At 64.0% G+C, this 12,136-nt stretch carries 9 protein-coding genes; 3 read left to right on the top strand and 6 right to left on the bottom strand.

The genetic code is table 11. From position 1 onward, the window contains the following. Window positions 1-15: 15 nt before the first annotated feature. Entirely contained in the window at window positions 16-852 is an 837-nt protein-coding gene (locus AB4136_RS23550) for a UDP-2,3-diacylglucosamine diphosphatase (protein WP_024922209.1), read from the bottom strand. A 113-nt stretch (window positions 853-965) separates the two neighbouring features. Here AB4136_RS23550 and AB4136_RS23545 point away from each other — a divergent pair, with 113 nt between their 5' ends. From AB4136_RS23545 to AB4136_RS23535, 3 genes are all read left to right on the top strand, one after another. Then, complete coding sequence (locus AB4136_RS23545; protein WP_137900742.1) at window positions 966-1,745, top strand: SDR family oxidoreductase; 780 nt, start codon at window positions 966-968, stop codon at window positions 1,743-1,745. 160 nt (window positions 1,746-1,905) lie between these two features. Beyond that, window positions 1,906-4,236: an NADP-dependent malic enzyme gene (locus AB4136_RS23540; RefSeq protein ID WP_137900743.1), complete on the top strand. Its 2,331-nt coding sequence runs from the start codon at window positions 1,906-1,908 to the stop codon at window positions 4,234-4,236. A gap of 105 nt (window positions 4,237-4,341) precedes the next feature. Further along, a complete protein-coding gene (locus AB4136_RS23535; protein ID WP_024922206.1) occupies window positions 4,342-5,427 on the top strand; it encodes a DUF2865 domain-containing protein in 1,086 nt (361 codons plus the stop codon). Here AB4136_RS23535 and gltX read toward each other — a convergent pair. The 5 genes from gltX to AB4136_RS23510 form a co-directional block, all read right to left on the bottom strand. After that, window positions 5,345-6,718, bottom strand: a complete 1,374-nt coding sequence (gene gltX / locus AB4136_RS23530) for a glutamate--tRNA ligase (protein ID WP_024922205.1) — start codon at window positions 6,716-6,718, stop codon at window positions 5,345-5,347. The genes AB4136_RS23535 and gltX overlap by 83 nt on opposite strands. 252 nt (window positions 6,719-6,970) lie before the next feature. Next, on the bottom strand, window positions 6,971-8,773 hold the full coding sequence (locus tag AB4136_RS23525) for an ABC transporter ATP-binding protein (protein ID WP_024922204.1): 1,803 nt from the start codon (window positions 8,771-8,773) through the stop codon (window positions 6,971-6,973). Window positions 8,774-9,160: 387 nt separating this feature from the next. Beyond that, a complete protein-coding gene (locus AB4136_RS23520; protein WP_024922203.1) occupies window positions 9,161-9,562 on the bottom strand; it encodes a GNAT family N-acetyltransferase in 402 nt (133 codons plus the stop codon). A 1-nt stretch (window position 9,563) separates the two neighbouring features. Next, complete coding sequence (locus AB4136_RS23515) at window positions 9,564-11,276, bottom strand: NAD+ synthase (RefSeq protein WP_024922202.1); 1,713 nt, start codon at window positions 11,274-11,276, stop codon at window positions 9,564-9,566. A 54-nt stretch (window positions 11,277-11,330) separates the two neighbouring features. Continuing rightward, entirely contained in the window at window positions 11,331-12,044 is a 714-nt protein-coding gene (locus tag AB4136_RS23510; RefSeq protein WP_024922201.1) for a DNA-3-methyladenine glycosylase I, read from the bottom strand. Between the last annotated feature and the right edge of the window lie 92 nt (window positions 12,045-12,136).

Below are 12,136 nucleotides of genomic sequence, written 5' to 3'. Positions count from 1 at the left end.
GCAGGCGGCGAACGGTCAGGCCGCCTCCGCGGCCCGCGCCTTTTGCGGCAACATGTCGATTGCCACCGGCACCAGCGCCGGTTCGACCTGCGGGGTCTCGGGCATGACATGGGCCCAATGCAGGATTTCGAACCGTCCGTCGAAATGCTCGACCACGGCCGTGCAGCTTTCGACCCAGTCGCCGGTGTTGACATAACGGACGTCGTCGAAATCCTCGATTGCCGCATGGTGGATGTGGCCGCAGATGACGCCGTCCACTTGCGAGCGGCGCGCCTCTTCCGCCAGCACCTGCTGGAAGGAGCCGATGAAATTCACCGCCTTCTTCACCTTGACCTTGGCCCAGGACGAGAACGACCAGTAGGGCATGCCGAAGAGATGGCGGAACCGGCTGATCGCGCGGTTGATGACCATCGCCGCGTCATAGGCATAGTCGCCGAAATAGGCGAGCCAGCGGGCATTGTGCACGACCGTGTCGAACTGGTCGCCATGGATGACCAGCATACGGCGTCCGTCCGCCGTCTCGTGGATGGCGCGGTCGGCCACGACGATGCCGCCGAAATGCACGCCCTGGAACTGGCGGGCGAATTCGTCATGGTTGCCGGCTATGTAGGTGATCGAAGTGCCCTTGCGCGCCTTGCGCAGCAATTTCTGCACCACGTCGTTGTGGGCCTGCGGCCAGTGCCAGGAGCGGCGTAGCCGCCAGCCATCGACGATGTCGCCGACCAGGAAGATGATATCGGCGTCGTGATGGCGCAGGAAATCGATCAGGAACTCGGCCTTGGCCGCCTTCGATCCCAGATGCACATCCGAGATGAAAATGGAGCGGAACATGCGTGGTTTGGCGCCGGACATCGCGATCTCACCTTTCGCGCTGGCTATGCATCGATTCATGCAACAACCGTATGACGGTTGCGATTAGGCCAGCCCTTTGGTTAGCCTTGGCGGACAAATCGGAGGTATTCGGCATGGATCTCGGTATTCGCGGCAAGAAGGCGATCGTCTGCGCATCGAGCAAGGGGCTGGGGCGCGGCTGCGCCGTCGCGCTTGCCGAAGCTGGCTGCGATCTGGTGCTGAACGGCCGCGACGCCGCTTTGCTGGCTAGGACGGCGGCAGACATTCGCCAGCGTTTCGGCGTCGACGTCATCGAAGTGCCGGGCGACATTTCGAAAGCCGATGTGCAGAAGGCATTGCTTGCCGCCTGCCCCGAGCCGGACATCCTCGTCAACAACAACGGCGGACCGCCCTATCGCGATTTCCGCGAACTCGACCGCGAAAAAATCCTGGAAGGCGTCACCAACAACATGGTCACGCCGATCGAGCTGGTGAAAGCGGTGATCGACGGCATGGCGGCGCGCGGTTTCGGCCGCATCGTCAACATCACCTCGCTGTCGGTCTATATGCCGATCCCCGGCCTCGACCTGTCCTCCGGCGCCCGCGCCGGCCTGACTTCGTTCCTGGCGGGCGTCGCCCGCACGGTGATCGACCGCAATGTGACGATCAACAGCCTGTTGCCCGGCAAGCTCGACACCGACCGGCTGCGCGGCCCGCATGAGCCGGGTTCGGCGGAGACGCCGGAAGCGGCCGCGGCACGCAAGGCACGGCTCGGCGCCGACATTCCGGCCAAACGCCTGGGCACGCCGGAAGAGTTCGGCCAGATCTGTGCTTTCCTGTGCTCGGTGCACGCCGGCTATCTCACCGGCCAGAACATCCCGGTGGACGGCGGGCTCTATGTGAGTGCGTTCTGAGTGCGGATGCTGACGGCATTTCCGTCAGCACTTCCGTATAAAATTTTGATTCTGTTTCGCTTTTTCGCGAACGACAAAATGCGTCCCTTCGCCGTGCATCCCGCCTCGAAAAACTGTCGCCACATGCTACAAGGGTGACGAAACAGGGAGAAGGGAAGGCATGGCGAACGACAAGGGCAAGACGACGCGCTCGGATCTCGACGAGGCTGCCCTCTTCTTTCACAAATACCCGGTTCCCGGAAAACTGGAGATCCAGGCGACCAAGCCGCTCGGCAACCAGCGCGACCTGGCGCTTGCCTATTCGCCCGGCGTCGCCGCGCCCTGCCTCGCCATCAAGGACGACCCCGCCACCGCCGCCGACTACACCGCGCGCGCCAATCTGGTCGCCGTCATCTCCAACGGTTCGGCCGTGCTCGGCCTCGGCAATATCGGCCCGCTCGCCTCCAAGCCGGTGATGGAAGGCAAGGCCGTTCTGTTCAAGAAGTTCGCGGGCATCGACGTCTTCGACATCGAGATCGACGCGCCCGAGATCGACCGCATGGTGGAGACCGTTGCCGCGCTCGAACCCACTTTCGGCGGCATCAACCTCGAGGACATCAAGGCGCCCGAATGTTTCGAGGTCGAGGAGCGGCTAAAGGCCCGCATGGGCATTCCGGTCTTCCATGACGACCAGCATGGTACAGCGATCATCGTGGCCGCCGCCGTGCTCAATGGACTGGAACTGGCCGGCAAGAAGATCAAGGACGTCAAGATCGTCACATCAGGCGCCGGTGCTGCGGCACTTGCCTGCCTCAACCTGCTCGTCTCGCTCGGCGCCAGCATCGAAAACATCTGGGTGACCGACCGTTTCGGCGTTGCGCATAAAGGCCGCGTCGAGGAGATGGACCGCTGGAAGGACCCCTACGTCAAGGACACGGAGGCGCGCACGCTGGCCGACGTCATCCCGGGCGCCGACGTCTTCCTCGGCCTTTCCGCCGCCGGCGTGCTGAAGCCGGAACTCTTGAAGGGCATGGCCGAAAAGCCGCTGATCCTGGCGCTGGCCAACCCGACGCCGGAGATCATGCCGGAAGTGGCGCGCGCAGCACGGCCCGACGCCATGATCTGCACCGGCCGCTCGGACTTCCCCAACCAGGTCAACAACGTCATCTGCTTCCCCTACATCTTCCGGGGCGCGCTGGATTGCGGCGCCAGCGCCATCAACGAGGAGATGAAGATGGCGGCGGTTCGGGCCATCGCCGCGCTTGCCCGCGAAGAACCGTCCGATGTCGCCGCCCGCGCCTATTCCGGCGAAACGCCGATCTTCGGGCCCGACTTCCTCATCCCCTCGCCCTTCGACCCGCGCCTGATCCTGCGCATCGCGCCCGCCGTCGCCAAGGCCGCCTGCGACACCGGTGTTGCCACGCGCCCGATCGGCGACATGGGCGCCTATCTCGACAAGCTGAACCGCTTCGTCTTCCGCTCCGGCCTGGTCATGAAGCCGGTCTTCTCCACGGCCCGCAGCGCCGCCGCCAAGCGCGTCATCTATGCCGATGGCGAAGACGAGCGCGTGCTGCGCGCCGCCCAGGTGGTGCTGGAGGAAGGCATCGCCGAACCGATCCTCATCGGTCGCCCGCATGTCATCGACGTGCGCCTGAAGCGCTACGGCTTGCGCATCAAGCCGAATGTCGATTTTGGGCTGATCAACCCGGAAGAAGACCCGCGCTATCGCCATTATGTCGACCTGTTGATCGAACTCGGCGGCCGCCGCGGCGTCACGCCGGAAGCAGCCCGCACCATGGTGCGCACCGACAATACGGTGATCGCCGCACTCGCCGTGAAACGCGGCGACGCGGATGCCATGATCTGCGGCCTGGAGGGCCGTTTCGCCCGCCATCTGCGCAATGTCACGCTGATCATCGGCGCGCGCGCCGGCATCAGCGACCACGACCTGTCGACACTGTCCATGCTGATCTCGCAGCGCGGCGTGCTGTTTCTCACCGACACCTACGTCTCGGTGGACCCGACCGCCGAGGAGATCGCCGAGATGACGATCCTGGCAGCCGAGGAAATCCGCCGCTTCGGCATCGAGCCGAAGGCCGCATTGCTGTCGCTTTCGGATTTCGGTTCGCGCGATGCGCCAAGCGCACTGAAGATGCGTAAGGCAGCCGATATCTTGGCGCGCCTCGTGCCCGAACTGGAATGCGACGGCGAAATGCACGCCGATTCGGCGCTGTCGGAACATCTGCGCCAGCGCGTCTATCCGCATTCGCGCCTGAAGGGCGAGGCAAACCTTCTGGTGTTCCCGAGCCTCGACGCAGCCAACATCACGCTGACGGCACTGCGCACCATGCTGGACGCGCTGCATGTCGGGCCGATCCTGCTCGGCACCGACAAGCCCGCGCATATCCTGACGCCCTCGGTCACCTCGCGCGGTGTGGTCAACATGACGGCGCTTGCCGTCGTCGAGGCCTCGCAGAAGGCGCAAGCCGCGCTCAACGCGCCGCGCGGCTGAACCGCCAGGCTAAACGCGCGGTTAACCGCCTCGACGCTACCCTTGGCGCGCGAAAAATGCGGGCGAAGGGTTATGACTGGGGCGCACCGAGGGCCGCGATTTGCCTTGACGCTTCTGTGCGGCGTCCTGCTTGCGCTCGTTCTCGTCACCCAGGCTGAAGCCGCCTCCCGCATCTGCCGCCAGTTGAAGGCCGAACTCGCCGCGCTGCACAAGGGCGGCGGCGCCTCCGAGCAACGGCGTTATGACGCCGCCATCGCCAGGCAGAACGGCGAACTCGCCAAGGCCCGCGCGCAAGCCCGCGACGCCGGCTGCGGTTTCTCGTTTTTCGGCTCCGGGATCAGTCAGTGCGCTGCGCTGAACGCCGCCATAGACCGGATGAATGCCAATCTGGACACGCTTCAGCGGAAACGCGCGCGGATGGCGGGCGCTTCACCACGCCGCGATCGCGGCCGGATTACCGCCGCGCTGGAAGCAAATGACTGCAATGGCACACAGGCCGCTGAAAAGCGCGACAGCGGCGACGATGCGTCGGACGAGGAAGAGGCGGATTCCGGTGCACCCGGGCTTGAAGCAGTGCTCGATCCGGGCTTTGTTGCGGCGCCGCGCGGCGAAGTCCGCACTTTATGCGTACGCACCTGCGACGGCTATTTCTTCCCGATGTCGAATGCCGCCACCGCTAGCGACTTCCAGCGCGACCAAAGCCGTTGCGAAGCAAGTTGCCCGGGCACGCAGATCCAGGTCTTCTATACGCGCGGGGTCGGCGATGACGCCGCCGTCATGACCTCGTCTGCGACCGGACGCCCCTATTCGGAATTGCCGACCGCCTTCCTCTACAAGAAGCCGGGCCAACCCATCCCGCAGGGCTGCGGCTGCAATGCCGCCCAGAACTTCAACATCGTCGCCGGCAATCCGCCGGCTGGCGCGCCGGCAACTGGAGCTCAGGCCAGTTCGCCTTTCCTGCCGGTTCCGGCCGCCAAGCCCGATCCCGCGGACGACCCCGAAACGCTGGCCAACGCGGCCGGCGGCCTCGATGTCGAAACCATGCGCCAACTCGTGAAGAAGCCTGATCCCTCGCCGGTCTCAGCCTTGCCGCCGGAACAGCGCAAGGTCAGGGTCGTCGGGCCAACGTTCCTTCCCGACCCAGGAGCGGCAATAGATCTGCGAGCTCCGGCCCGGAAACCAGCCCCGTAAGCGCCAGCCTCAACGGCAGGAACAGCGCCTTGCCCTTGCGGCCGGTGGCTTCCTTGACCCGCCCGGTCCATTCCTTCCACACCGTCGCCGTCCACGGCTCTTCCGGCAGAAGGTCGAAAGCTTCGCTCAGGAACTGCCGTTCCTCGAGCTCGAATTCGGGCTTTTCCAACGGCCCTTCCTGCACGATGCGCCACCAGGTTGAAGCATCGCTCAGCCGGTCGAGATTACCGCGCACGGCGTTCCAGAACGGTTCAGCCTTGTCGCCGGAAACGCCGAGCACGGCCAGCCGGTCGCGCGCATCGGCGAACGACAGCGTGTGCATCAGCCCGCGGTTCAGCACCACCAGTTCTTCCGGGTCGAACTTGGCAGCGGATTTCGACGTCGCCGCCGGATCGAAATGCGTGGCGAGTTCGGCCATCGTCGGCATCGGCTGCACGTTTTCCGACGTGCCGATCAGAACGGCCAGCGAAGCCACCGCCATCGGCTCGATGCCGTCGGAACGCAGCCCCTCAATCGACAACGAGCCGGTGCGCTTGGAAAGCCCCTCGCCCGTCGTCGTGGTCAAAAGGTTGTGGTGGCCGAATGTCGGGACAACCGCACCCAGCGCCTTGAACAGCGCGATCTGCACGCCGGTGTTGGTGACATGGTCGTCGCCGCGGATCACATGGCTGATGCCCATCTCGATATCGTCCACCACCGAAGGCAGCGTGTAGAGATAGGTGCCGTCCTCTCGCACCAGCACCGGATCGGAAACCGAGGCGAGATCGACGGTCTCCTCGCCGCGCACCAGATCGTTCCAGTGGATATCGGTGCGTTCCGGTTCCTGCGGATCGACCCTGAAATTGGGCAGCAGGAAGCGCCAGTGCGGACGCCGCCCATCGGCTTCGAAATCGGCGACCTGCTTGGCGCTCAGCGTCAGGGCCTCGCGGCCATAGACCGGCGGCATGCCGCGCGTGCGGCGCACCTTGCGCTTGAGGTCGAGTTCTTCCGGCGTTTCAAAGCAGGGATAGAGCACGCCGGCCTGTTTCAGCCGTTCGACGGCAGCGTCGTAGATCGGCACGCGACGCGACTGGTAGTCGGTGGCGTCTGGGAAAATGCCCAGCCAATGCAGGTCGTAGAGGATGGAATCGGCATATTCCTGCTTCGAACGCACCGTGTCGGTATCGTCGAAACGCTGGATGAAACGGCCTCTGTTCTTCTGCGCGAACAGCCAGTTGAACAGCGCTGTGCGCGCGTTGCCGATGTGGATACGCCCCGTGGGCGACGGTGCAAAACGGACGGTAACTGTCATGGAATCGGGCGTAGCCGATGAGTTGGGCCTTGGCAAGGCAGGCGCCGACGCCGCCGGCTAAAGCAATTCCAGCAAAAGTGCGCAGCGGTTTTGCGTCCGGAATTGCGTAAAAACAAAGAGCTAGAGCATTGGAGCCGATCCTGGATTCGCCGAAAATGCTCTAGTCAACTTCAGACCAGATCCGCGCGGTCGAAAAGCGGCGGGCCGCACCTTGCGATGCGGCCCGCCATTTTCGTTTCGCAACGATCCGGATCAGACCAGGCCCTTGGTCAGTTCCAGCGCCTGCCGCTCGAACAGGCGGCGATAGATGCCACCGCTCAGCCGGATCAGCTCTTCATGCGAGCCCTCTTCGACAATCTTGCCGCGGTCGAAGACCAGCAGCCGGTCGAGCGCCCTGACCGTCGACAGGCGGTGGGCGATGACCAGCGTGGTGCGGCCGACCATAAGCCGCTCCATCGCCTGTTGGATCAGCACCTCCGATTCCGAATCGAGGCTCGACGTCGCCTCGTCCAGGATCAGGATCGGCGCATCCGCGAGGAAGGCGCGCGCGATGGCCACACGCTGGCGCTCACCGCCCGAGAGCTTGACGCCGCGCTCGCCGACGAGCGTGCCGTAGCCTTTGGGCAACCGGGCGATGAAGTCATGCGCGCTGGCAAGGCGCGCAGCCTCCTCGATCTCGGCCTGCGTGGCGTCAGGCCGGGCATAGGCGATGTTCTCCGCCAGCGAACGGTGGAACAGGATCGGCTCCTGCTGCACGATCGCGATCTGCTGGCGAAGCGACGACTGCGTGACCTCGGAAATATCCTGACCGTCGATCAGGATGCGACCGCCGCTGAGGTCGTAGAGCCGCTGTATCAGCTTGACGAAGGTCGTCTTGCCCGAACCCGAATGGCCGACCAGGCCGACCCGCTCACCGGGCTCGATCACCACCGAGAAATCGCGATAAAGCGGCTCGCGATGGCTGCCATAGTGGAAGGTGACATGGTCGAAGAGGATGCCGCCGTCGACGATGCGGGCATGCTCGGCGTCCGGAGCATCCTCGATGCCAAGCGGCTGCGCCTGGAAATCGACCAGTTCTTCCATGTCATTGATCGAGCGTTGCATGTTGCGGATGTGCATGCCGATGTCGCGCAGGTAGCCCTGCAGCACGAAGAACGATGTCAGCACGAAGGCGACGTCGCCCGCGCTGGCCTGCCCCCGCAACCACAGGAGCAGCACGACGCCGATAACCGCCGTCCTCAGCGCAAGCAGCATGATGCCCTGCACCGTGCCGTTGACGGTACCGCGAATCCAGGTGCGCCCGGTGCGGTTGCGCCACTTGGCGACCACGCCGGCAAGACGCCCTTCCTCACGCGCTTCCGCGCCAAAACCCTTGACGACCGCGTTGCAGCTCACCGCGTCGGCCAGCGAACCGCCGAGGCGCGTGTCCCATGCGTTGGCCAGCCTGGCCGCCGGCGCGACATAGGCGAGCGACAGCACGGCGGTGACGCCGATGAAGATCAGTGAGCCGAGCGCCACCACCAGCCCCATCAGCGGCCAGTACCAGCCGAGCAGCACGGTCGAGCCCACCAGCATGACCACCGACGGGAACAGCGCCACCAGCACCGTGTCGTTGAGGAGGTCGAGCGCCCACATGCCACGCGTAACCTTGCGCACGGTCGAGCCGGCAAAGGAATTGGCGTGCCAGTCGGTCGAGAAACGCTGGACGCGGTAAAACGCGTCGCCGCAGATGTCCGACATCATCTTCAGCGTCAGTTCGACGATGGCGAGGAAGCCGAAGTTGCGGAAGACGACGGAGGACAGCGCCAATCCGATCAGCGCGATAAATGCCGCGACCGCAGCATCCCAGGCCTCCTGGCTCGATGCGGCGCCTGAAGCGACGGCATCGACCAGACGGCCGGAATAGAGCGGCGTCAGCACATCGGCCAACGTCGAAAGCAAAATCATGAGCAGAATGAACAGCACCCTGATCGGCTGCCGCCGCCAGTGTGCCAGGGTGAAGCCAAAAACGCTGCCGAATGCGCCAGCGCGCAAGTCGATCTTGAAACGAGTCATGGTACCTGCAGGCACAAACGTGCCTGATCCCGAAAAAGTGTAAAAGAAACACCGCTTTGAAGGGCAATCTTGCGCCCGGTCGCGGATACGATGGTGGAGCGGCCAGCCCTAGGCGGGGTGGCGGTCGAGGCAATCTGAAGCCGATCTCGCGGCGACGTGTTCCCGCAGGAACGGCGCCGAAGAGTTAAGCTTCGCGACCTCGCATACTGTTCTCAAATTCCATCATTCGTATCCTCCCGGAAGGGAATCGCGGATGCTGACCTTATAGGAGAGGCATTTTGCCACGCCAACCCCGCGCCCGTCACAAAAGCGTCGTGGCATAAAAGGTGAGGCTATGCTGCAACACCGGCTCGGTCTGGGTCGATCGAAGCAACCCGTCGACGGCCTTCAGCGCCGCCGGCGCATCCAGAAGCCGTCATTGGAAACCTCGAAGCCGAAGCCGGCATAGAGCGAGTGCGCGTCGGTGGTGCGCAGGCTCCAGGACCCGACCTGCGCAAGATCTGGATGATCGAGCAGCGCGCCGACCAACTTCTTGCCGATGCCGACGCCGCGCCGTTCCGGCCAGACGATGACGTCGCAAAGATAGGCGAAGCAGGCATGGTCGGTGACCGCGCGCGCGAAACCGACCTGTTCGCCGTCGATGAATGCGGAAACGCAGAGCGAATTGTCGAAGGCGCAGCGGTGGATTTCATCGCTGCGCTGCGCGCCCCAGTAGCTCGCCTTGATGATCGCCGAAGTGGCTGCGAAATCGATGCGGTCGCGATCGAAGGAAATTTCGACTTCGCTCACATCAGCCCCGGTCACGGAAGCGGTTGGTGATGGGATAGCGACGGTCGCGGCCAAAGTTCTTCTTGGTGATCTTGACGCCCGGCGCGGCCTGGCGGCGCTTGTATTCGGCGATGTAGAGCAGGTTCTCCATCCGCGCCACCGTCGCCCGGTCGTGGCCGCGCTTGACGATCTCGTCGACGCCCATCTCGTTCTCGACCAGGCATTCGAGAATGTCGTCGAGCACCGGATAGGGCGGCAGCGAATCCTGGTCTGTCTGGTTTTCGCGCAACTCCGCCGACGGCGCCTTGTCGATGATGTTGTGCGGGATCACCTCGCCGGAAGGTCCGAGCGCACCCGGCGGCACATGGCTATTGCGCCAGCGCGACAACGCATAGACCTGCATCTTGTAGAGGTCCTTGATCGGATTGAAGCCGCCATTCATGTCGCCGTAAAGCGTGGCGTAGCCGACCGACATCTCCGACTTGTTGCCGGTGGTGACGACCATGGAGCCGAATTTGTTGGAGATCGCCATCAGGATGGTGCCGCGCGCACGGCTTTGCAGGTTTTCCTCGGTGATGCCTTCCTTGGTGCCTTCAAACAGCTGCGTCAGCGCGTGCGAAAAGCCCTCGACCGGCTCGGCGATCGGCACGATGTCGTAGCGGCAGCCGAGAGCACGGGCGCAGTCCTCAGCGTCCTTCAGCGAATCCTTCGAGGTGTAGCGATAGGGCATCATCACGCAGCGGACCCGCTCCTCGCCCAGCGCATCGACGGCAAGGGCGGCACAGATCGCCGAATCGATGCCGCCGGAAAGACCGAGCACGACATTCTTGAAGCCGTTCTTGTTGACGTAGTCGCGCAGGCCAAGCAGGCAGGCGCGGTAGTCGGCCTCCTCCCGGTCCGGTATCCGCGACATCGGCCCTTCCGAGCAGGTCCAGCCCCTGCCCCCACCATTTTGCGCGCTCTCGGCGTCGCGGTTGCGTTTCCAGGTGGTGACGGCGACCGTCTCCTCGAACTGGCTCATCTGGAAGGCGAGCGACTTGTCCGCGTTGATGGCGAAGGACGCACCGTCGAAGACCAGTTCGTCCTGCCCGCCAAGCTGGTTGGCATAGATCATCGGCAGGCCGGTCTCGATGACCTGCTTGATCACCACCTGATGGCGCACGTCGATCTTGGTGCGGTAATAGGGCGAGCCGTTGGGGACCAGAAGGATTTCGGCGCCGCTTTCGGCCAGTGTCTCGCACACGCCGAGTTCGCCCCAGATGTCCTCGCAGATCGGCACGCCGACGCGGATGCCACGAAAATTGAACGGTCCGGCGATCTCAGGACCAGCCTGGAACACGCGCTTTTCGTCGAACTCGCCATAGTTCGGCAGGTCCACCTTGTAGCGCTCGCCGAGCACCTTGCCGCCGTCGGCGAAGAGGATCGAATTGTGGGTGCCGCTCTTGCGCTTCAGCGGCGTGCCGATGATGACGGCAGGCCCGCCATCGGCGGTGTCCTTGGCCAGTTCATTGGCGGCGCGTTCGCAAGCCGCCAGGAACGCCGGCTTCAGCACCAGATCCTCCGGCGGATAGCCGGAAATGAACAGTTCGGTGAACAGGACGAGATCCGCCCCCTGGCGGGCGGCGTCCGCTCTCGCCGCGCGCGCCTTGGCTAGGTTGCCGACGACGTCGCCGACAGTCGGGTTCAGCTGGGCAACGGCGATGCGGAGCGTGTCGGGAGCGGTCTTGCTGGTCATGCCTGCGGGTGTAGCGCGCCCGTGGTCAAGCGGCAACGGCGATCGGATGGGCCACTACTCGCCGCTGTATTGCTGAAGCACTTCCGCCGGGCGGTTTTCGCCGATCGACATCGAAAGAATGCGCGAGATGTGCTTGCGCGACAGGCCGGTTGTTTCCACCCAAGCGTTGATCTGCACCTGGATCTTGTCGAGGTCGCGTTTCGACGTCGGGTTTTCGGCTATGTCCAGCCCGGCATCGCGCAATGCCGCCGACATGTCCCTGGAGATGATAAAAGTATCCCAGTCGAGCCACCGCAACAGATATTGCCCGGTGGCGCCGCCAAGCCGGCTGCCATGCTTGGCGAGATAGGCGGTCAGCCCGACCTGGTCGGCGGCGGGCCATTGCGCCAGGAATTTGCCGAACGAGCCATGTTCCTTCGAAACTTGTTCGACAAAAGCGGCGTTGTCGCGCACCGACCGTATCTTTTGCGGATTGCGCACGATGCGTTTGTCCGAGGCAAGATCGTGCCAGAAATCGTCCGGTTGGAACAGCAGGCGCTTTGGCTCGAAACCCAGGAAGGCAGCCTCGAAACCCGGCCATTTCTGCTCGATCACGCTCCACACGAAACCGGCCGAGAACACCCTCTCGGCCATCGCCGAAAGCACGCGGTCGTCCGACACCTTCGCCACGAGCCTGTTGTCCGGGGCAGCGCCAAGCAATGAGACCAGAACCGCATCGCCGCCTTTGCGCTTTGCGGCGCGGGCACGAATCTGCTGAAAACTGAGCACGCTTGGCCTCCACCACAGCCGCGGCGCAAATGCCGCGATACCGTTGCGTTTATCTTCTATGGTTCGACCAAGGCGTGCAAGCAAAGCCGGGA

The sequence above is a fragment of the Mesorhizobium sp. 2RAF21 genome, from assembly GCF_052115345.1.
Taxonomy (GTDB): domain Bacteria; phylum Pseudomonadota; class Alphaproteobacteria; order Rhizobiales; family Rhizobiaceae; genus Mesorhizobium; species Mesorhizobium terrae.
Note: the sequence above shows the minus strand (reverse complement) of the source record. Positions and strands in the feature narration are given on the sequence as shown.

What these genes read in the sequence shown, in the direction of transcription:
- AB4136_RS23525 (WP_024922204.1), bottom strand. Translation starts at nt 8,773, where the DNA reads ATGACTCGTTTCAAGATCGACTTGCGCGCTGGCGCATTCGGCAGCGTT.
- AB4136_RS23515 (WP_024922202.1), bottom strand. Translation starts at nt 11,276, where the DNA reads ATGACCAGCAAGACCGCTCCCGACACGCTCCGCATCGCCGTTGCCCAG.
- AB4136_RS23540 (WP_137900743.1), top strand. Translation starts at nt 1,906, where the DNA reads ATGGCGAACGACAAGGGCAAGACGACGCGCTCGGATCTCGACGAGGCT.
- gltX (WP_024922205.1), bottom strand. Translation starts at nt 6,718, where the DNA reads ATGACAGTTACCGTCCGTTTTGCACCGTCGCCCACGGGGCGTATCCAC.
- AB4136_RS23545 (WP_137900742.1), top strand. Translation starts at nt 966, where the DNA reads ATGGATCTCGGTATTCGCGGCAAGAAGGCGATCGTCTGCGCATCGAGC.
- AB4136_RS23550 (WP_024922209.1), bottom strand. Translation starts at nt 852, where the DNA reads ATGTCCGGCGCCAAACCACGCATGTTCCGCTCCATTTTCATCTCGGAT.